Raw genomic sequence first — 19,027 nt, 5'->3', positions numbered from 1 at the left:
CCGGGGACAGCCCGCCGACCGCTCCACGCGCACGTCCGCGCGCGACATCGCGAGGCGGACGACGCGCTGGTTGACTCACGGCATGGTCGCCCCGCTGCCCGAGCCGGATCCCGAGATCGATCCCGACCGGCCGGTGCCCGACGACGCCGCGGAACTGCTCCCCGACGCGGCCGAGCCGCTGCCGCCCCCGCCGATCGAGTCGACACCGGACGACCCGGGTGGCGACCCCGGCGGCGTGCCCGAGCCCGCCTGATCAGCGCCTCGGCACTGGCGGGCGAGAAGGGCCATCGCCACCGCCCCGCTCCACCCGGCGACGACGATCGGCGTCTCGATCGGGTCGAACCTGCCCGGACGCAGCCGGACCCGGTTCCACCGCTCGCTCGGATAGCCCAGGGTCAGCCCCGTCCCCAGCCGGCGGAGCACCCGGCACGCGCGGTCGTCCGGCCCGCGGAGCAGCCGGGCGATGGCCCAGATCTGCGGCCCGAGCAGGTACGGAGGTGCGCTGTAGGCCGTGCCGAACCAGAGCCAGTCCCGCACGATGTGCTCCGGGCTCCCCGCCATGAACGGGACGTCGAAGTGCCGCCGCCGGCGCACGGCCACGACGTGGCCGGCCAGTTGAGCGGCCAGCTGGACCGAGGAGAGCGCCACGAGGGTGGCTCGGTACGTCATGTCGCTGCACCGTAGGGGCCCCCGGACCTCGCGCGGGATGTCGCTGGCGGAGCGCGGCTCCCGGAGACGGGTCACCGGATGTGGAACACCCTCACCATGTGGGTGGTCTCGAAGAGCGTGTGCGGGGCGAACGCGTGGTAGCCCCACACGTGCACCCAGGCGTTGCCGGTCCGGACGGTGAGGAGGGTCTTGATCATCCCCGGGCCCAGGTAGGTGAACACCAGGAAGACGACGGAGAGCACGGCGTCGCCCGGCGTCGAGAACACGGTCCAGGCGTCCCAGACGTGCAGCAGCGTGTACGTGAGGCCGCCCAGGACCACCGTGCCGGCCGTGGAGCCGGTCAGCCGGAGGAGGCGCGGCACGAGGATCGCGTAGACGAACACCATGGCCGGCAGCACGGCTCCGGCGAGATAGAGGACGAAGGCGACGGTGGCCCCGAGGACGAGTTGCCGACCGTTCAGTCGGAGGAGGTCCGGCTCGAGCACGAGCAGCTGGAACAGGGACTCGATGGCCAGGACCACTCCGATCAGCACGCTGTCCCGGTGCCGGTCGGCCGACGTCAGGTTGAGTGCCTCGGCGGAGTACCGACGCCGGAAGAGGACCAGCGGCACCACCGCGTAGACGAGGAGGTTGTAGGAGGCCCAGGCGACGGCCTCCGCCTGCACGACGTGTTCGTGCGTTCCGTACAGGGTCCCTGCGAGGTGGAGCCCGAAGGCGTGCCAGCCGAGCAGCCGGGCCAGGAGGAAACCGCCGGCCTGACCGATGACGCCGTAGCCCAGGAGCCACAGGACCTCGCGCCGGGCGACCGGGCGTTCGGGCGCCCGGCCGGCCACGTCGGGCCTCGCGCGGGTGCGGGTGAGCGCGACGACCACACCCATCAAGAGCAGGACCTGCAGCATGGCCAGGTTGGCATCGACGAGCCTGCCCACGACGGAGCGGCCCGCGAAGGCCGGCCAGTCGAAGGGCAACGCGGCGTCGGCGGTCACCGCGACCCAGACGTCGGCTCCCGCCCACCCGGCCGCGGTCAGTCGAACGCTGCGCCGGCGTAGCAGACCGCCCGGCCGGAACAGTCCGGTCGGCGGCAGGGCAGAGGGCGGTGCGGTCGACGTGTGCGGTCGCCTGGTGCGCATGGCACGGTCCTCAGAACGAGCAAGTAGCACGATTGTGCTAGAACCCGAAGCTAGCACAGGCGTGCTACAACGGAGCCGTGCCGAGAACCGTGGATCCTGTCGGGCGTCGCCACGACCTCGCCGAGGCGGTCTGGCGCGTCGTCCGGCGCGACGGACTCGACGGCGCCTCCGTGCGTGCCGTCGCCAGAGAGGCCGGCCTGTCGATGGGGTCGCTCAGGCACTACTTCGGCACCCAGTCCGAACTGCTGGTCTTCGCCATGCGGTTGGTCATCGACCGGATCGAGCAACGGGTGGCGAGCCTGCGCGTCCCGGATGATCCGCGCCGGGCGGCGGAGACGGTGCTGCGCGAACTGCTTCCGCTCGACGACGAGCGCCGGGCGGAGAACGAGGTGTGGCTGGCCTTCACGGCGCGTGCGCTCGTCGACCCGGCCCTGCGGGCTCTCCGTGACGAGGGCTACGACCTGCTGCGGGACGCCTGCCTCGGGTGGGTCCGGCTGCTCGTCGGCCCGGAGCGCGCCCCGGTCGACGTGGACGTCGAGACCGATCGTCTCTTCGCGCTGCTCGACGGACTCGCCGTCCATGCCGCGATGCGTCCGGCGCACTGCAGTCCGGAGCTGTTGACGACTGTCCTCTCCCGCCACCTCGACGACCTGGCCACGCGGTGACGCCCGCGCCGGGCAGCCCTCTCGGGTCAGTGGCGGCCCGACCCGGCCGACCGGCTAACGGGTCGGGAGCGCGCAGCCGAGCTGCTGGGCCACGTCCGGGTCGGTCAGCGCCCCGATGAGCAGCTGCTGTGCGGCAGCGCCGCCGTGAGCGTCTGCGTCCACTCCTCCACGTCCAGACTCTCGACCAGGAGCACCCCGACGCCGGTGGTGCCGTCGTCCCGGCGGACGGTGATGGCCTCGGTGCGCACCCCCGGGAGCGCCCCGCCCTTGAAGCCGAGCCCGGCGTAGCCGGCCGGCGGCGGCTGCCACTCCAGGTGCTGCCGCGCCGCGGGCGGGTCGCCCGCGCTGAGCGAGGCGTGCAGGGCCGCCAGGTCCGCCGCGGTGCCGGCTGTGGTGGTCGCGGCCCACGCCAGCCAGCCCAGCCAGCCCTCGGCGCTGCGGACGTCCGCCTCCGGCCTGGCCGCGCACGTCGCCGCCGCTCCGCCGTCGGTCGCCGACGGGGCCGCCGTCGCCTGCCCCGGCTGCTCGCACACCCGCTGACCAGGACGGCCACCGCGAGGACGACGGCGGCAGGCCGACGACGGAGCACGGGGCCTCCAGGTGTCGGGGATCTTGCTCGCACCCTGGGGCTGCGCCGTCGTGGTGTCGAAGCGGTGGTGCGACGGCCGCCGGGACGGGCCGCGTCACAGCTCGCTGAAGGGCTGGGCGTACTCGAAGCGGCCCCGGAGCTCGGGGCGGTGGCTGGTCAGGGCCCGGGCCTGGAAGGCGGGCGCCCACTCGGGGTCCTGCGGCTCGATGGCCAGCTCGGCCGCCGGCCTGAAACCGAAGCGCGGGTAGTAGTCGGGATGACCGAGCAGGACGACGAGGGTTTCGTCGAGCGCGTCGGCCGCGCCGAGGACCGCGTGCATCAGCGCGCTGCCGACCCCCGATCGCTGCTGCCGTTCCCGGACCCCGAGCGGCCCGAGGCCGAGGGCCGGGTACCCGCCCGGCAGGAGCGCGCCGCGGGTGCAGCACACGTGCCCGACGACCGCGCCGTCGACGACGGCCACCAGCGACAGCGGTGGCAGCCAGGCGTCGCTGCTCCGCAGCCGGGCCACCAGGCCCGGCTCGACCGGGTGCGACCCGGGGTAGAACGGGGCGAACGCCTCGGCGTGCACCTCGGTGACGGCCGGTTCGTCCTCCGGCAGCTCTCGTCGGATCAGCATGGCGTCACTGTTCCCCAGCCGGAGCGCGGGTCCGGATCAGCGCGACGCCTCGCGCGGCGGAGACGGCCAGACCGGTGACCGCGCCGACGACGAGCACGAGGACGACGTCGGGAGCGGCCAGGGTGAGCTGCCAGGCCGTGAACGACCGGTCGATGACCTTCCGGAGGATGCCGGGGAGCAGCACCAGCAGCACCGCCGGGAGGACCGGTGCGGTCAGCCGGACGGCCGTCGTCCAGCCCGGCCTGGTCCGGCGGCGGGCCGCCCAGCGCGCCGCCCGGCGGAGCCCGCGCGCCCCCGCCGCCAGGACGGCGAGACCGACCGCGGCCAGGAGACCGACGGTCAGCCGGATGTCCCGGACGGCGGCCGGCTCCTCCCCGGCGAGCAGGGCGGCCACCCCGTCGGCGACGCCCGCGGTGTCGGCCAGCGCGCTGTTCCCGTTGTAGAGCAGCGCGAAGGCCACGCCGGTGTCCGGAAGGAGCACCTGGTGGGCGAACGTGGTCGACAGCACCCCGGTGTGCTCCAGCCGTACCGGGCCGGCCGGTCCGCTCGTCAGCTGCCACCCCATCGCGTAGCCCGACCCGCTGTCCTCGGGCGGGCGGTGGGTCAGGTCGAGCAGCTCCGGCCGGAGCGGCACCTCTCCGGTGGGAGTGCGCCCGGTCAGCTGGAACGACAGCCAGCGGGCCATGTCCGCGGCCGTCGTGACCACCCCGCTCGATCCGGCGAGCAGGCCGTCGAGCTCGTTCCGGGCCACCGGCCGGCCGAACAGGAGGACGGAGCCGCGCGCGAGCCCGTCCAGCCGGGCGCCGGCCGCCGCCGTGGGCACCGAGACGGTGCTGCCCATGCCGAGCGGATCGAGGACGCGCTCGCGGAGGTACCGGTCGAGCGGGATCCCGGCCACGACCTCGACCAGCCGGCCGAGCACCTGGTAGTTCAGGTCGGTGTAGTGGAACCGCGAGCCCGGCTCGTCGACCAGGCGGGCGGTGCGCAGCCCGGCCACCCGGGCGGCCAGGTCGTCGGCGGAGTCGTCGGCCACCTGCGGCCAGCTCGAGTCGGCCAGTCCACTGGTCTGGTTGAGCAGGTGCCGCACCGTCACGCGCCCGGCGCCGGGGTCGTTCGGGAGGAAGGCGGGCAGGTGGGCGCGGACGGGCCCGTCGAGGCCGATGCGCCCGTCCTGCACGAGCTGCAGGACGGCGACCGCGGTGAACGACTTGCTCAGCGACGCGACGCGGAACCGGGTGGACGGCGAGACGGTCCCGCCGGCGCCGTCCCGGCCGACGCCACCGACGAAGACCGTCCGGTCCCCCTGGACGACCGCCGCGGCCACACCCGGCAACCCCGTGTCCCGCTGCGCGGCATGCAAGTAGGCGGTCAGCTCCGCGGCGCCAGGTGCCGTCGGCCGCGCACCGGCCGTCGCGGGGACCGCCCAGGTGGCCACGACCACCACCAGGCAGGCAGCCAGCGCGAGTGCTGTTCCCGCGCGACGTCCTGCCCCGCTGCGCCTGCGTGGAGCCACCGCCGGCTCAGATCTCGGGTCGGTCCGCCAGGAGCCGGCGGATGGGGGCCAGCGCCCGGTCGAGGCTCAGGAACCGGGCGGCCAGGTCGCGGGCGACGGCGGCCGGCCGGGAGGTGCGGAACACCAGCCGGGACAGGAGCCGGGAGTTCTGCTGCGCGGCCTCGACCCGGGGCCGCTGCCGGGCCTCGAACCGGCGCAGCACCTCGGGCACGGAGTCCGGGGTGGCCTGGAGCAGCAGCCGGCCCAGCACCGCGGCGGACTCGATGGCCATCCCCGCGCCGATCCCCGCCGTCGGGAGGAACCCGGCCGCGGCGTCGCCGACCAGGCCCACCCGCCCGGCGGACCAGGTCGCGGACCGGACGTCGGTCATCGGCCAGAAGCGCGTGCCGGCGCCGGCGACCGCGGCCAGGGCGCCGTCCAGGCGCACGTCGCCGCCGCGGACCTGTCCGCGCACCCGCGCCGCGAAGGCGGCGGGACCGGCCGCGGTGTCCCGCCGCGGGCCGCCCACGAAGACCCCGACCCGGTCCGGGACCGGATAGGTGCCGAGGAGGAACCCGGCGCCCCAGCACTCGTCGTACCGGTCGGGGGCGCCGTCGGCCCCGGCCCAGCCGACCCAGCCACCCCAGCCGGTGTCGAAGCCGGTGACCTGCCCGCTGTCCAGGACCAGCGCGCGGGTGGCCGAGTGCATCCCGTCGGCGGCGATGACCGCGTCGAACTCGGCCCGCTCCTCACCGGCGCCGTCGGCCAGCACGGCCCGCACCCGGCCGCCGTCCTGCTCCAGACCGGTGACCGTCGCGCCGTGGGTCACCGCTCCCCCGGCCGCGGCCAGCACGGCCAGCAGCTCGCCGCGCTCGATGCCGCGGTAGTCGCCGAAGGCCAGCAGGCTGCCCAGGTCGTACTCCCGCACCGGGCGGCCGGTCCGGTCGCGCAGGGCGTAGCGCCGCACCGGCACGCTGCGTTCCCGGTAGGCGTCCTCGACCCCCAGCAGCCGCAGCGCCGGGTCGACCAGCGGCATCAACCCCAGCATGTAACCGGGGGCGGCGTCCGCCGTCCGGCGGTCGACCAGCACCGGATGGAGGCCAGCCGTCCGCAGGAGCTGGGCGAGGGTCACGCCGGCCACCCCGGCGCCGACGACGAGGACCCGCAGCGGATCGCGCCGGACGGCGGCCAGCTGTTCCGGGAGCGACACCGGGCGGAGCGCCCGCCCGGTCACGCCCGCCTCCCGGGAACCGCGCACACCCCGGCGAGGAAGGCCGCGACGCCGTCCCCCACGGCATCGAACCGCAGGGAGCGGAACCGGTCGAAGCCGTGCTGCCCGCCGGGCAGCTCGGCGTACACGACGGGGGGCGACGAGGAACGCCGCAGCCGCGCGGCGAACGCGCGGGCGCCCTCCACCGGCAGGTAGCTGTCCCGGTCGCCGCGGGCCAGGAAGAACGGCGGCGCGTGCGCCGCATGGAGGTCGAGCGAGGACGACGGCGGCGAGTCCCCCGCCGCGCGCCCGTAGCAGCGGCCGTACAGGCACACGGCAGCGGTCACCGTGGTGTCGGCCTGCTCGAACCCGGGCTGGAACGCCGGCTCACCCGGCGTCAGGGCGGCGAGGGTCGCCAGGTGGCCGCCGGCCGAGCTGCCGGAGACGACGACGGTGTCGGGGTCGGCGCCGTACGCGGGCCCGTGCTCCCTGACCCGGGCGAGCACCCTCTCGACGTCGCCGACGTGGTCGACGAACCCGGCCGCCGGGCGCAGCGGGTAGTCCGCGCTCACGCAGACCCAGCTCTCGGCGGCCATCCGGTGCAGCAGGGCGCGCGCCTCCCGGTGCTTGGCTCCGCTGACGTAGCCACCGCCGTGCAGGTGGACCAGGGTAGGGGCGCCGGCCGGCCGGAAGCGGGGCCGGTAGACGTCCAGCCGGTTGCGCCGCCCGGCGTCCCCGTACGCCAGGTCCGCGATCCGTTCCACCCGCCGCGGGTGCACGGGGAACGGCGCCACCAGCACGTGCAGCGCCCGCAGCAGACCCGGCCGGCGGCGTCCCGTCTCCTCCCCCAGCCCCTCGGCCACCGCCCGGCGGACCGTGTCCCCGGCCCGTACCGACCGCAGCGCGAGGAGGGCCAGGCCGGCGCAGGTCAGCGCTGCCAACGCGAGCAGCCACCACCCGGCCGGGTCGTCCAGCAGCCCGCTCGAGCCGAGGGCCGGCACGGTCGTGATCAGCACCAGGACGAGGAACAGCTGGGGCTCGCTGACGCCCAGCCCGACCAGGTAGCTCGCCACCGCCAGCGCCCGAGGACGCCGGATCGGTTCCGGGGCCAGCAGCACGCTGCCGGCGTACAGCACCAGGGCCGCGACGGATCCGGTGGACACGACCCCTCCTCTACGGCTGTAGTGGCACCGCCTACACTACAGCCGTAGAGGGTCGGCGCAAGGAGGAATCGATGGCGGGCGACACCCGCAGGACCCGGCTCGCCGACGCGGCGATCACCACCCTGGCCCGCGAGGGGGGCCGGGGGCTCACCCACCGGGCCGTCGACCGCACGGCCGGTGTCCCCGAGGGCTCGACGTCCTACTACTTCCGCACCCGGCTCGACCTGCTGCGCGCCATCGTGCGCCGGATGTCCGACCTCGACGCGGCGAGCCTCCCCGCGCTGTCGCACCCCACCGGCGAGGAGTTCGCGGAGACCTTCACGGCCGTGGTCCACGGCCTGCTGACCCACGGCCGCGACCGGCAGCTGGCGCGGTACGAGCTGACCCTGGAGGGCATCCGGCGGCCGGAACTGCGCCAGGCCCTGCTGGCCAACACGGCCCCCGTGCACGCCCGCCTCACCGAGCAGCTCGCCGCGCTCGGCGTCCCCGATCCCGCGGACCGCGCGCAGGACCTCCTCGTCCTCCTGGACGGCCTGCTCCTCAGCCGGCTCACCGCTCCGGACGGCGGCTTGACCCCGCCCTCGATGAGCAGCCTGCGACGCCTGGTCGGCCGCCTGCTCCAGGCGGTCGACGTCCCGCTGCGAGGCGCAACGCCCTGACGCAGCCGCGAGGACCGGAACGGGGCGAGACTGTGCTCATGGCTGGTGCGGTCGATCTGGGCCGGCAGTCCTTCGGACGGCGGGCGTGGGCGGACGCGTGGTCGCACCTGTCGGCCGCGGACGCCGAGGTCCGGCTCGAGCCCGCGGACCTCGAGCGGCTGGCGATCGCCGCGTTCCTGACCGGCAGGGACGAGGAGAGCATCGACGTCTGGGCGCGCGCTCATCGTGTGGACGTCGGGCTCGGCGACATCGCCTCCGCCGCCCGGTGTGCGTTCTGGATCGCCTTCGCCCTGGTGAACAGCGGCCGGCCCGCCCGCGCCGGCGGGTGGATCCACCGGGCGAAGCGGCTGCTCGAGGAGAGCGGACCGGACTGCGTCGAGCAGGGCTACCTGCGCTACGCGGCCGCGCTCCGCCAGACGTTCGACGGCGACCCGGCGGGCGGCAGCGCGGAGTTCGCCGAGGCCGCCGCGGTCGGCGACCGCTTCTCCGATCCCCAACTCGGCGCGCTGGCCCGGGTCGGCCGGGGCCGCTGCCTGATCCACCTCGGGGAGGTCGCCGAGGGCATGGCGCTGATGGACGACGGCATGGTCGCGATCACGGCCCACGAGGTGTCGCCCGCCGTCGTCGGCGACCTGTACTGCACGGTGATCGAGGGGTGCCAGGAGGTCTGCGACGTGCGCCGGGCCCAGGAGTGGACCGAGGCACTCAGCCGCTGGTGCGAGAGCCAGCCGCAGCTGGTGCTCTACCGCGGTCAGTGCCTGGTGCACCGTGCCGAGCTCATGCTGCTGCGCGGGGCGTGGTCGGATGCCGGGATCGAGGTGCAGCGCGCCTGCGACCGCCTCGCCCGACCGACCGGTCAGCCCGTCCTGGGCGCGGCCTCCTACGTGCGGGCCGAGCTGCACCGGCTCCGGGGCGAGTTCGCCGAGGCCGAGGAGGCGTACCGGCAGGCCCACCGGTGGGGACGCCGGCCGGAACCCGGTCTCGCGCTGCTACGGCTGCGGCAGGGCCGCGTCGACGAGGCGGGCGCCGCGCTGCGCCGCGCCCTGGACGAGACCGGGGAGCCGGGAACGCGGGTGGGCCTGCTGGCCGGCTACGTCGAGGTCCTGCTCGCCCGTGGGGACGTCACTGGCGCCCGTGCTGCGGTCGATGAGCTGTCGATGCTCGCGTCCGGGTGGCACTCACCCTGGCTGCGCGCAGGGGCACTGCACGCGACCGGCGCGGTACTGCTGGCCGAGGGTGACACCCGAGCCGCTCTCAGCGCCCTCCGCCGCGCGGCGGCCGCCTGGTGCGAGCTCGGCGCACCGTACGACGCGGCGCGTGCACGGGTGCTGATCGGTCTGGCCTGCCGGTCGTCGGGGGACGAGGGCGGAGCACGGATGGAGCTGGACGCGGCGCGGTCGGTCTTCCGAGAGCTGGCGGCGGCGCCGGACCTGGCGTCGGTCGAGAGGCTGTTCCCGGGCCGGGCGACCCGCACCGCGGACGGGCTCACCGCCCGCGAGGTGGAGGTGCTGACGCTGGTGGCGACCGGCCGGACCAACCGGGCGATCGCCGCCGAGCTCTGCATCAGCGAGAAGACTGTGGCCACGCACGTGAGCAGCGTCTTCTCGAAACTGGGTCTGTCGTCCCGCTCGGCGGCCACGGCGTACGCCTACACGCACGACCTGGTCCCGGCGTCCTCCGCAGGACCACCGACCCGCGCACCCCGGCGATCTCCATGATCTGCCCGATGTGGCGGCCGTCCCGGCTCCCTAACGTCGTCCCCGGGCGTCGGCCGCGTCAACCGGGCGCCGGGCGGCCCGATCGGGAGGAGGGGCCATGGGGACGGATGCAGGGACGACGGGCACTCGGCACGAGGTGTCCACGCCGGAGGCCTGGGACGCGATCGCGGCGGGCTACGACGAGTTCGTCGCGCCCGGCGAGGCGCAGTTCGCGCACGCCGGTCTCGCCCTCGCGGGGCTGGCCCCGGGCGACCGGTTCCTGGACGTCGCGGCCGGAACGGGCGGCCTGAGCCTGCCCGCGGCCCGTCTCGGCGCCCGGGTGCTGGCCACCGACTGGTCACCGGTGATGCAGGAACGGTTCCGGGCGCGGGTCCGCGAGGAGGGGCTCGACGCCGAGGCACGCGTGATGGACGCCCACGCCCTCGACGTCGAGGACGACGGCTTCGACGTCACGGGCTCCCAGTTCGGCGTCATGCTCGTGCCGGACCAGCCGGTGGCGCTGCGCGAGATGGTCCGGGTCACCCGGCCCGGAGGTCGGGTCCTGCTGATCGCCTACGGCTCCCCGGCGGAGTTCGAGGCCCTGCAGCTCTTCATCGCGGCGCTGCGGGTCGTGCTTCCCGGGTTCGAGGGGCTGCCGGAGGATCCCCCGCCGCCGGAGTTCCAGGTGGCGGATCCGGACGTGTTGCGCCGGCGGTTGACCGACGCCGGTCTGCGCGACGTCTCGGTGGAGACGACCCTTCAGGAGCGGATCGAGGTCCGCTCCGGGCAGGACCTGTGGAACTGGATGCTGGGCAGCAACCCGATCACCGGAGCGATCGTGGGTGACCTCACGGCCGATCAGCAGGCGACGGTGCGGAAGGTGCTCGACGGCATGATCCGCGACCGTTCCGGCGGCACGGGACCCGCCGTGCTGACCGCCCCCCTCAACATCGGCGTCGGGACCGCGTGAGGCCCGGTCATCGCGGCGCAGCCTGCTCGAGGTGCCTGCTCAGGTGTTCCCGGAGGGCGACCGGTCGCCACGACTCGGGGCGCCCGTCGAGCTCGGCGGCATGGCGTCGCCGGAACTCGTCCCACTTCTCCGGGTCGTGGCCGAACCACCGCCGGAGCTCGTCGCTGGGCCCGGCGTCCTTCAGCCAGTCGCTCGACGCCAGGTCGGCCCGTCGCACGCCGCGCGGCCACAGCCGCTCGACCAGGAACCGGGGTCCGGTCCCGGGCGCGTCCCGGTCGTACACCCGGGCCAGGTGGATCACTGCCACGGCGCCCGCCGGCGCCGGTCGTCCACCGCGACCCCGGGCCGCTCCGCCGTCGCGGTGCGGACGACGACCACCGGGCACCGGGCCCGCCGGGCGACGCTCCGGCTCACCGAGCCGACCAGCGCCGTCCCGACCCTGGTCCGGGGCCGGGACCCCACCACGGTCAGCGAGGCGCCCGCCGACTCGCGGACCAGGGCGGCGGCGGGGTCGTCGACGGGCAGCCGCGTCTCCACGACCACGTCCGCGAACCGGCTCCGCCACCCGGCGAGCGCCTCGTCGACGACCAGCCGGGCGCGCTCCTCGGCGGCGGCCGCCGGCCCGCACACCGCCTCGTGGTCCGCCGGGACGTCCGGCGACCAGGCGTGCACCACCCGGACCGGCACCCCCCGCTGGGCAGCCGCGCGGAACGCGACGGCGAGCACGCCGGCGCACGCTCCGCGACCACCCACACCCACCACCACCCCGGGGGACGATCCGGCGTGCGGGCCGCTGCGCAGCGGCCGCACCACGGCGACGGGACACGGCGCCCGGCCGGCGACCCGGTCGCAGGTGGAGAGCGCCGGCAGCCTCCAGGTGAACGGGGTGTCGCGGCTCCCCAGGACGAGCAGTTGCGCGCCGCGCCCGGCGGACACCAGCAGCGGCACCGGAGGACCGACGACGGACTCCGCGGAGACGGCCACGTCCGGGGCCACCGCCCGCGCCCGACGCAGCGCCGCCGCCATGATCTGCTCGGCGGCCGCGCGAGAGGACCAGATGTCCGCCGCCGGAGCCAGTCCGGAGGGGTCGACCGCCCACCGGAGCGGCTCGGCATGGACGACGCGCAGCCCGCACCCCCGGGCGGACGCCTCGGCGGCCGCCCAGTCCAGCGCCTCGCCGGTACCGCCGTGCCCGACCGCCACGACGACCGGCCCGGCCTGCCCGCCGCTCACGACGCGCTCACCGGGCTGTGGTCGCCGGGGCCCTCGCGACCTCGGCGCGAACGGCCTCGGTCAGTGCCGCCCCGGCGGCGGCTGCGTCCCCGGGGGTCGCCCGCTCGAGGAAGCGGAGCAGCTCCACCGGGAACGGCAGCACGAGGGTCGAGTTCTTCTCCGCGGCGACCTCGACGACGGTCTGCAGCAGGCGCAGCTGGAGCGCGGCGGGATGGGCCGCCATGACCTCGGCCGCCTGGGCCAGCTTCTGCGACGCCTGGAGCTCGCCCTCGGCCGTGATGACCCGGGACCGGCGTTCCCGTTCGGCCTCGGCCTGCCGCGACATGGACCGCTTCATCGTCTCCGGCAGGGCCACGTCCTTGATCTCGACGCGGTCGATGTGCACCCCCCAGTCCACGGCCGGGTTGTCGATCATGAGCTCCAGCCCCTGGTTCAGCCGCTCCCGGTTGGAGAGCAGGTCGTCCAGGTCGCTCTTGCCGATGATCGAGCGCAGGGACGCCTGCGCGACCTGGCCCACCGCGTGCTGGTAGTCCTGCACGTCCACGACGACCCGGACCGGGTCGAAGACCCGGTAGTAGACGACGGCGTCCACCCGCACGGTGACGTTGTCCCGGGTGATGCCCTCCTGCGCCGGCACGGGCATCGTCACGATCTGCATGCTGACCTTGTGCAGCCGGTCGGCGAGCGGGGCGATGACCGTCAGACCCGGGTCCCGGACGCCGGACCGGAGGCGGCCGAACCGCAGGACGACCCCGCGCTCGTACTGGGTGACCACCCGCACCGAGCTGCCGAGCAGCACGAGGACCCCGAGCACGATCGCCAGGAGCACGTAGAGAGTCATTCCTCCACCTCCACCTCCGCCGGCCGCTCGGAACGCGGCCGGAACGGCCCGCCCGGCGGGACGCTGCCGCCGTCCGCCAGGTACGGCCACAGCCGCCAGGACGACCAGCCGATCGCGGCCGCGAGCGCCAGGGCGAGCGCTGCCTCGGGCACGGCGGCGAAGAGGACGGCGGCGGCGACGCAGGCCAGGACCACCCGCAGGCCCGGTGGACAGGTCGCCCGGCGGACGGGCCGCCTCGTCAGGGGCCCGGATCGGACCGGTTCCTGCGCCTCGGTCGCGAAGCAGCGCTCGAGCTCCTCGATCGCGCGCTGCTCGTGGTCACTGAGCACGACCCACCTCCTGAAGGCGGCCTCTCGAGCCGCGCCCCGACCGGGCGGTTCGAGGTAAGTATCGTAACACGATAGAATGCGGGTGTGACAGTGGACGACGGCGGCGCAGGCGGGGAACTGCCCGCACCCGCGGACGAGCCCGCCGGGCACCCGTTGACCAAGCAGGACTTCGAGGCCCTGGCCCGGTTCCGCTTCGGCATCCGCCGCTACCTCCGGTTCAGCGAGGAGACGGTGCGCCGGCACGGCGTCACGCCGCAGCAGTACCAGCTCATGCTGGCGCTCAAGGGCTTCCCCGGACGCGACTGGGCGGTGGTGCGCGAGCTCGCCGACCGGCTCCAGCTGCGCCACCACAGCGTCGTGGAGCTGGTCGACCGGGCCCAGGGCCAGGGCCTCGTCGAGCGGGCGGCCGACCCCGACGACGCCCGCGCGGTGCGGGTGGTGCTGACCGACCGCGGGGAACAGCTCCTCGGCCGGCTCAGCGCCCTGCACCGGGACGAGCTGCGCCGGATGGACGCCGCCCTGACCCTCCCCCGTTGGCAGGCCGGCGACTGACCGGGGCCGCGGCGCCGGCCGGGCTCAGCAGGTCGCCGGCAGGATCCGCCCGCGGGCCTCGCCGAAGCCGAGCCGGGTGCCGTCGGGTCCCGGGGCGGACGCGGTGATCACGACCTCGTCGCCGTCCTCCAGGAAGGTGCGCTGCTCCCCGTTCACCGTCACCGGCTCCGCGCCACCCCAGGTGAGCTCGATGAACGCGCCGCGGGTCTCCTTGGCCGGCCCCGAGATCGTCCCGGAGGCGAAGACGTCGCCGGTCCGCGAGGGGGCTCCGTTGACCGTCAGGTGCGCCAGCATCTGCGCCGGGGACCAGTACATCTCCCGGTAGGGCGGGCGGCTGACCTCCTGCCCGTTCCAGCGCACCGACAGGTCGACGTCCAGCCCCCAGGGGCGGTCCATCGACAGGTAGGGCAGCGGCTGCGGGTCCTGGACGGGGGTGGGCACCTTCGCCGCCTCCAGCGCGAGCAGCGGCACCACCCACGGCGAGACGGTCGAGGCGAAGGACTTCCCGAGGTTGGGTCCGAGCGGCACGTACTCCCACGCCTGGATGTCCCGCGCCGACCAGTCGTTGAAGACGACGACGCCGAACACGTGCCGCTCGACGTCCTCGACCGGGATCCGCTCCCCCATCGCCGAGCCCGCGCCGACGACGAAGCCGAGCTCGGCCTCGATGTCCAGCCGCACCGAGGGGCCGAAGACCGGCGCCGGGTCGTCCGCGCCCTTGCGCTGCCCGCACGGCCGGACGACGTCGGTGCCCGAGACGACGATCGAGCTCGCCCGCCCGTGGTAGCCGACCGGCAGGTGCTTCCAGTTGGGCATCAGCGGATCGGGGTTGCCCGGCCGGAACAGCCGGCCGAGGTTGGCGGCGTGGTGCTCCGACGCGTAGAAGTCGACGTAGTCGGCCACGTCGATCGGCAGGTGCAGGGTGACGTCGGCCAGGTCGTGCAGCGCCTCGTCGGGGACGTCGCCGGTCACGCGCTCGGTGATCTCCCGGCGGACGGCGACCCACCGGTCGTGCCCCTGCGCCATGAACGGGTTCAGCGTCGGAGCGGCGAACACCTCGTCGCCCAGCAGGACGGCGAGGTCGACCACCGCGTCCCCGAGGCGGGTGGCGACCCGCGGGGCCGAGCCCGCGACGGAGTAGACGCCGTACGGCAGGTTGGACGGGCCGAAGAGGGAACCCTCGGGCACGGTCACGGTGGTCATCGGGGAACTCCGATCGGGGCGGTGGTCGAGAGGAGGGCTGGGTCGAGCAGGCCGAGCGCGACCAGCTCGTCGAGCGGCTCGACGATGCTGCAGGTGCCGAGCGAGCGGAACTGCTCCCGCAGCCGGGCGCTCCGGTCGGCCAGCGCGGAGATCCGGTCGGCCAGCACCTCAGGGTCCCGCTCGGCCAGCAGGCGTTCGGCGTCGGCGGCGTCGGCGCCGTCGAGGGCGGCGTCCACCGCGGTGAGCACGTTGAGGAAGCCGTGCTGCTCGAAACCGGTCACCGGGTCGGTGTTGCGGATCGCGTGGTGCAGGCCGGCGGTGGCCTTGACCGGCAGGCCCGCCCGCGCGGTGGCGACCAGCGCCCGGGCGAGCTCCGCCTCCCCGGGGTACAGCTCGGCCCGCACGCCGCCGGTGCGGAGCTTGGCCAGCAGGCCGGTGCCGGCCAGCGCCCGGACGAGGTCGGGGCGGCGCCCGTCGCGGGGCAGCTCGACGAAGACGGGGACGCCGGGACACCCGGCGCGCGCCGCGTCGAGCACCGGCACGACCCCACCGGCGCCGATGCCGGCCGGGACGGCGACCTCCACCGCGACCACCCGGACGGCCGCGATGCCGTCGGCCGCCGCCAGGGCGCCCGCCACGGCAGCGGGCTCGGGGACGGTGAGCGCGACGTCGAACGACCCCGCGGGCCGGCCGAGCAGCAGACCGGCCAGCTCGGGCAGCGCGGCGGCCGCCACGACGAAGGGGCCCACCAGCCGGTGGTACCAGCCGGCCTGGTGCTCCAGATGGGCCGGCACCGCCTGCGCGAGCGGCAGGTTGCCGGGCGGGAACACCGCCGCGTCGTCGCACAGGCCCTCGAACAGCCGGGGACCGGCGGGCTCGGCGGCGGTCATGCCGGCTGCTCCAACCGGAGCCGCCGGCCGCCCGACCAGGAGTAGGCGTACCGGCCGTCGTCCGTGGCCCGGGCCGCCTCACCCAGCTCCAGCGGCCGGAAGGTGTCGACCATGACGGCGAGCTCGTCGAAGAAGTCGGCGCCGATCGAGCGCTCCACGGCGCCCGGCTGGGGCCCGTGCGGGTGCCCGCCGGGATGCAGGCTGATCGAGCCCTGCCCGATGCCGGAGCCCTTGCGGGCCTCGTAGTCGCCGCCGCAGTAGAACATCACCTCGTCGGAGTCGACGTTCGAGTGGTAGTAGGGCACCGGCACCGCCAGCGGGTGGTAGTCGACCTTGCGCGGCACGAAGTTGCAGATGACGAAGTTGTTGCCCGCGAACACCTCGTGCGCCGGCGGCGGCTGGTGGATCCGGCCGGTGATCGGCTCGTAGTCGGCGACGTTGAAGGCGTACGGGTACAGGCAGCCGTCCCAGCCCACCACGTCGAAGGGGTGCTTCGGGTAGGTGTGCACCGTGCCGGCGATGCCGCCCGGGCCTGGGCCGCGGTGCTTGATGTGGACGTCGACGTCCTCCCCCTCGACGACCCGTGGCTCGGCCGGCCCGCGCAGGTCCCGCTCGCAGTAGGGCGCGTGCTCGAGGAGCTGGCCGTACCGCGACAGGTAGCGCTTGGGCGGGCCGATGTGCGAGTTGGCCTCGATCGCGTAGATCCGCACCGGCCCGCCGGTGGGCACCACGTCGTAGGTGGTGGCCCGCGGGACGATCACGTAGTCACCCTCGCCGACCGACAGGTCACCGAACAGCGTCCGGACCTCGGCCCGGCCGGACTCCACGTAGAGGCACTCGTCGCCGACCGCGTTGCGGTACAGCGGGCTCGGGGCGTCGGCGACCACGTAGGACAGCCGCACGTCCCCGTTGCCCAGCAGCAGCCGCCGGCCGGTGACCGCGTCCACCCCGGTCGCGCCGCCGTCGAAGAGGGCGTGCGTGGCGAAGTGCCGCGGGGCCATCGGGTGGTTGGGGGTGAGCGACTGGTCGGGCAGGTGCCAGGCGCGCACGTCCACCACGGCCGAGGGGACGTCGACGTGGTAGAGCAGGGAGGAGTCGGAGGAGAAGCCCTCCTCCCCCATCAGCTCCTCGGAGTAGAGGCCGCCGTCGGCGGCGCGGTGCTGGGTGTGCCGCTTCCGGGGGACGGAGCCGGCGGAACGGTAGTACGGCATGTCGGGTCTCCTCGGGTTCAGCGGGTGGAGGCCGCGGTCGAGACGGCGGCCAGGAAGTCGTCGGTGCCGACCCGGTCGGCCAGCAGCAGGGCCAGCCGGGCCAGCACGCCCTCGCGGTCGCCGGCGGGCACGGCGTCCAGGCCGGCCGACAGCGCCAGCCAGGCGGCCTCGCGGGCCGCCTCGGCGGGCGGCAGCGCGACCGCGTCCGCCGCCTGCTGCGACGGACCGGCCGCGGCGGGCCGGCCGGCGCGCAGGTGGGCCGGCAACCCGGCGTGCCCGGCCACCGGGCCCCGGGCGAGCAGCAGCCCGTCGGGGCGGACGACGAACACCTCACCGGGCCGGGCTCCCCACGCGGCGGCCAGCTCACCGGACTCGTCGTCCAGCTCGGGGACGAACGGCGGGACGTCGGCCTCCGGGGCCACCAGCGCCAGGCCGACCTCCTCGGCGCCCAGCGCCGCGGCCAGCGCGTCGCGCAGCCGGGCGGCGTCGGCCGTCGCCGCCGGGTCCAGGCCGAACCCGACCAGCAGGAAGCCGCGGCCGCGGACCTGGTCGAGGCTGGTCTCCTTGCCGTCGGCCAGCCGGACCCGGCGGTCGCCCACCGGGTCGCCGGGCAGCAGCCCCGGCGTACCGGGCGCGGCGGCGACGGTCAGCGGTGAGCAGCGCGCGTGGGTGGCGCTGCTCTGCCGCGGGTTGATCAGGTGGTTGAACTCCGGCCGCACGGTGGCCAGGGCCAGCAGCGCGTCCCGGGTGACCCGGTGCCCGTGGCTGCCCGGGGTCATGATCAGCGTCGACTTGCCGGCGTTGGCCACGTTCTGCTCCCAGGCGTGGTGCCGCTCGGCCGAGTAGGTGTCCAGCAGCGCGGGGTCGGCGACCCCGCCGAGCACCGCGGCCAGCATCCAGGTCAGCGTCTCGGCGTCCTCCATGCCGGAGTTGAGCCCGCGGACGCCGAAGATGGGGACGAGGTGGGCCGCGTCGCCGGCGAACAGCACCCGGCCGTGGACGAAGCTGTCCAGCGCCAGGGCGTGCGCCTTGTAGAAGCCGAACCACTCCAGCGTCCACGGGCCCTCGTGCCCCAGCCAGGCCAGGTGGTCGCTGATCCGGGCCCGGATCCGCTCCTCCTGCGTCTCGGCCTCGGCGTCCTCGCCGGGGTCGAGCTGGTAGTCGATGCGCCAGACGTCGTTGGGCTGGCGGTGCATGATCACCGTCGAGCCGGGGTTGCTCGGCGGGTCGAACCAGACCGTCCGCTCGGCCGGCAGGTCGCAGGGCCAGTGGATGTCGGCGATGACGTACCGGCCCTCGTAGCTGGTGCCCTGCAGCCGGACGCCGGTGAGCTCGCGCATCCGGCTGCGGCCGCCGTCGGCGGCCACCACCCAGCGGGCCCGCAGGTGCCGGTGCCCGGCCGCGGTCTCCACCTCCAGGTCCACGCCGTCGTCGTCCTCGGTGAACCGGGCGACGGGGGCGCCCCAGTGCAGGGTGACCAGCGGGTGGGCCGCGCAGGCGTCGGCCATGACCTGCTCGAGCTCGGACTGCGAGACGTTGACCATCGGCGGCCGCACGGCGTGCGGCTCGTTCGGCATGCGGAACCGCAGCACCTCCACGTCGCGGTAGAGGCTCCGGCCGCCGTCCCAGGGCAGCGCCAGCCGGGTGAGCTCCTCGCCGAACCCCAGCCGGTCGGCGACCTCGAGGCTGTGCCGGGAGACGCAGATGGCGCGGCTGCCGAAGGAGACCCCGGTGGCGGCCTCCAGGACGGTGACGGGGATGCCGCGGTGGGCCAGGCCCAGCGCCACGCCCATCCCGACCGGGCCGGCGCCGACCACCACGACGGGCAGGGCCGGGTCGGCCGCCGTCATCGACGGGAAGGTCGCGGGCTCGTACTGGCGGGGCTGGTAGTAGGGGGACGTGGTCATG

Annotated in this window: 20 protein-coding genes; 5 read left to right on the top strand and 15 right to left on the bottom strand. The window is 75.4% G+C overall.

Annotated elements, in window-relative coordinates; genetic code table 11:
• Positions 1 to 75 precede the first annotated feature (75 nt).
• Positions 76 to 669: a hypothetical protein gene (locus HL189_RS12490; RefSeq protein WP_369134024.1), complete on the bottom strand. Its 594-nt coding sequence runs from the start codon at positions 667 to 669 to the stop codon at positions 76 to 78.
• Between the two features lie 71 nt (positions 670 to 740).
• Positions 741 to 1,799 (bottom strand): hypothetical protein, encoded by a 1,059-nt coding sequence (locus HL189_RS12485; RefSeq protein WP_369134023.1) that lies wholly within the window; start codon positions 1,797 to 1,799, stop codon positions 741 to 743.
• A gap of 77 nt (positions 1,800 to 1,876) precedes the next feature.
• Between HL189_RS12485 and HL189_RS12480 the strand changes: the two genes are divergently transcribed.
• The gene (locus tag HL189_RS12480) at positions 1,877 to 2,464 is read left to right on the top strand and encodes a TetR/AcrR family transcriptional regulator (RefSeq protein WP_369134022.1); all 588 of its coding nucleotides are present in this window, start codon (positions 1,877 to 1,879) and stop codon (positions 2,462 to 2,464) included.
• Between the two features lie 104 nt (positions 2,465 to 2,568).
• Here the strand turns inward: HL189_RS12480 and HL189_RS12475 are convergent, their stop codons facing one another.
• From HL189_RS12475 to HL189_RS12455, 5 genes are all read right to left on the bottom strand, one after another.
• Complete coding sequence (locus tag HL189_RS12475; RefSeq protein ID WP_369134021.1) at positions 2,569 to 2,997, bottom strand: hypothetical protein; 429 nt, start codon at positions 2,995 to 2,997, stop codon at positions 2,569 to 2,571.
• Positions 2,998 to 3,147: 150 nt separating this feature from the next.
• Entirely contained in the window at positions 3,148 to 3,669 is a 522-nt protein-coding gene (locus tag HL189_RS12470; protein ID WP_369134020.1) for a GNAT family N-acetyltransferase, read from the bottom strand.
• Positions 3,670 to 3,673: 4 nt separating this feature from the next.
• Positions 3,674 to 5,104: a serine hydrolase domain-containing protein gene (locus tag HL189_RS12465; RefSeq protein WP_369134019.1), complete on the bottom strand. Its 1,431-nt coding sequence runs from the start codon at positions 5,102 to 5,104 to the stop codon at positions 3,674 to 3,676.
• Positions 5,105 to 5,189: 85 nt separating this feature from the next.
• A complete protein-coding gene (locus HL189_RS12460; RefSeq protein ID WP_369134018.1) occupies positions 5,190 to 6,395 on the bottom strand; it encodes an FAD-dependent oxidoreductase in 1,206 nt (401 codons plus the stop codon).
• Positions 6,392 to 7,534: an alpha/beta hydrolase gene (locus tag HL189_RS12455; RefSeq protein WP_369134017.1), complete on the bottom strand. Its 1,143-nt coding sequence runs from the start codon at positions 7,532 to 7,534 to the stop codon at positions 6,392 to 6,394. The genes HL189_RS12460 and HL189_RS12455 overlap by 4 nt, the downstream gene beginning before the upstream one ends.
• 71 nt (positions 7,535 to 7,605) lie before the next feature.
• Here HL189_RS12455 and HL189_RS12450 point away from each other — a divergent pair, with 71 nt between their 5' ends.
• From HL189_RS12450 to HL189_RS12440, 3 genes are all read left to right on the top strand, one after another.
• Positions 7,606 to 8,193, top strand: a complete 588-nt coding sequence (locus HL189_RS12450; protein ID WP_369134016.1) for a TetR/AcrR family transcriptional regulator — start codon at positions 7,606 to 7,608, stop codon at positions 8,191 to 8,193.
• 38 nt (positions 8,194 to 8,231) lie between these two features.
• Entirely contained in the window at positions 8,232 to 9,911 is a 1,680-nt protein-coding gene (locus HL189_RS12445) for a LuxR C-terminal-related transcriptional regulator (RefSeq protein ID WP_369134015.1), read from the top strand.
• Positions 9,912 to 10,008: 97 nt separating this feature from the next.
• On the top strand, positions 10,009 to 10,860 hold the full coding sequence (locus HL189_RS12440) for a class I SAM-dependent methyltransferase (protein WP_369134014.1): 852 nt from the start codon (positions 10,009 to 10,011) through the stop codon (positions 10,858 to 10,860).
• 7 nt (positions 10,861 to 10,867) lie between these two features.
• Here the strand turns inward: HL189_RS12440 and HL189_RS12435 are convergent, their stop codons facing one another.
• From HL189_RS12435 to HL189_RS12420, 4 genes are read right to left on the bottom strand one after another with little or no spacing between them, the layout of a single operon-like run.
• Positions 10,868 to 11,167 (bottom strand): DUF488 domain-containing protein, encoded by a 300-nt coding sequence (locus HL189_RS12435; RefSeq protein ID WP_369134013.1) that lies wholly within the window; start codon positions 11,165 to 11,167, stop codon positions 10,868 to 10,870.
• Positions 11,158 to 12,093: a universal stress protein gene (locus HL189_RS12430; RefSeq protein WP_369134012.1), complete on the bottom strand. Its 936-nt coding sequence runs from the start codon at positions 12,091 to 12,093 to the stop codon at positions 11,158 to 11,160. The genes HL189_RS12435 and HL189_RS12430 overlap by 10 nt, the downstream gene beginning before the upstream one ends.
• A 7-nt stretch (positions 12,094 to 12,100) precedes the next feature.
• Positions 12,101 to 12,934 carry a slipin family protein gene (locus HL189_RS12425; RefSeq protein WP_369134011.1) on the bottom strand — a complete coding sequence of 278 codons (834 nt, stop codon included), beginning with the start codon at positions 12,932 to 12,934 and terminating at the stop codon, positions 12,101 to 12,103.
• Positions 12,931 to 13,263, bottom strand: a complete 333-nt coding sequence (locus HL189_RS12420) for a hypothetical protein (protein WP_369134010.1) — start codon at positions 13,261 to 13,263, stop codon at positions 12,931 to 12,933. Before HL189_RS12420 ends, HL189_RS12425 begins: the two co-directional genes overlap by 4 nt.
• Positions 13,264 to 13,347: 84 nt before the next feature.
• Between HL189_RS12420 and HL189_RS12415 the strand changes: the two genes are divergently transcribed.
• Positions 13,348 to 13,815 (top strand): MarR family winged helix-turn-helix transcriptional regulator, encoded by a 468-nt coding sequence (locus HL189_RS12415; RefSeq protein ID WP_369134009.1) that lies wholly within the window; start codon positions 13,348 to 13,350, stop codon positions 13,813 to 13,815.
• A 24-nt stretch (positions 13,816 to 13,839) separates the two neighbouring features.
• Here HL189_RS12415 and fahA read toward each other — a convergent pair whose 3' ends face one another.
• The 4 genes from fahA to HL189_RS12395 are packed head-to-tail and all read right to left on the bottom strand — an operon-like array spanning position 13,840 to position 19,026.
• On the bottom strand, positions 13,840 to 15,018 hold the full coding sequence (fahA, locus tag HL189_RS12410; protein WP_369134008.1) for a fumarylacetoacetase: 1,179 nt from the start codon (positions 15,016 to 15,018) through the stop codon (positions 13,840 to 13,842).
• A complete protein-coding gene (locus tag HL189_RS12405) occupies positions 15,015 to 15,908 on the bottom strand; it encodes a hypothetical protein (protein ID WP_369134007.1) in 894 nt (297 codons plus the stop codon). Before HL189_RS12405 ends, fahA begins: the two co-directional genes overlap by 4 nt.
• The gene (locus HL189_RS12400; protein ID WP_369134006.1) at positions 15,905 to 17,119 is read right to left on the bottom strand and encodes a homogentisate 1,2-dioxygenase; all 1,215 of its coding nucleotides are present in this window, start codon (positions 17,117 to 17,119) and stop codon (positions 15,905 to 15,907) included. Before HL189_RS12400 ends, HL189_RS12405 begins: the two co-directional genes overlap by 4 nt.
• A gap of 17 nt (positions 17,120 to 17,136) precedes the next feature.
• Positions 17,137 to 19,026 carry an FAD-dependent monooxygenase gene (locus HL189_RS12395; RefSeq protein ID WP_369134005.1) on the bottom strand — a complete coding sequence of 630 codons (1,890 nt, stop codon included), beginning with the start codon at positions 19,024 to 19,026 and terminating at the stop codon, positions 17,137 to 17,139.
• Between the last annotated feature and the right edge of the window lies 1 nt (position 19,027).

It is taken from the genome of Modestobacter sp. I12A-02662, from assembly GCF_041028325.1.
Taxonomy (GTDB): Bacteria; Actinomycetota; Actinomycetes; order Mycobacteriales; family Geodermatophilaceae; genus Modestobacter.
The sequence above is the reverse complement of the archived record's forward strand: the minus strand, read 5'-3'. Positions and strand labels throughout refer to the sequence as shown.

Bases quoted from the DNA above. Each gene is read 5' to 3' on its own strand.
- HL189_RS12470 (WP_369134020.1), bottom strand. From the start codon at position 3,669: ATGCTGATCCGACGAGAGCTGCCGGAGGACGAACCGGCCGTCACCGAG.
- fahA (WP_369134008.1), bottom strand. From the start codon at position 15,018: ATGACCACCGTGACCGTGCCCGAGGGTTCCCTCTTCGGCCCGTCCAAC.
- HL189_RS12425 (WP_369134011.1), bottom strand. From the start codon at position 12,934: ATGACTCTCTACGTGCTCCTGGCGATCGTGCTCGGGGTCCTCGTGCTG.
- HL189_RS12445 (WP_369134015.1), top strand. From the start codon at position 8,232: ATGGCTGGTGCGGTCGATCTGGGCCGGCAGTCCTTCGGACGGCGGGCG.
- HL189_RS12400 (WP_369134006.1), bottom strand. From the start codon at position 17,119: ATGCCGTACTACCGTTCCGCCGGCTCCGTCCCCCGGAAGCGGCACACC.
- HL189_RS12440 (WP_369134014.1), top strand. From the start codon at position 10,009: ATGGGGACGGATGCAGGGACGACGGGCACTCGGCACGAGGTGTCCACG.
- HL189_RS12485 (WP_369134023.1), bottom strand. From the start codon at position 1,799: ATGCGCACCAGGCGACCGCACACGTCGACCGCACCGCCCTCTGCCCTG.
- HL189_RS12450 (WP_369134016.1), top strand. From the start codon at position 7,606: ATGGCGGGCGACACCCGCAGGACCCGGCTCGCCGACGCGGCGATCACC.
- HL189_RS12395 (WP_369134005.1), bottom strand. From the start codon at position 19,026: ATGACCACGTCCCCCTACTACCAGCCCCGCCAGTACGAGCCCGCGACC.
- HL189_RS12405 (WP_369134007.1), bottom strand. From the start codon at position 15,908: ATGACCGCCGCCGAGCCCGCCGGTCCCCGGCTGTTCGAGGGCCTGTGC.
- HL189_RS12490 (WP_369134024.1), bottom strand. From the start codon at position 669: ATGACGTACCGAGCCACCCTCGTGGCGCTCTCCTCGGTCCAGCTGGCC.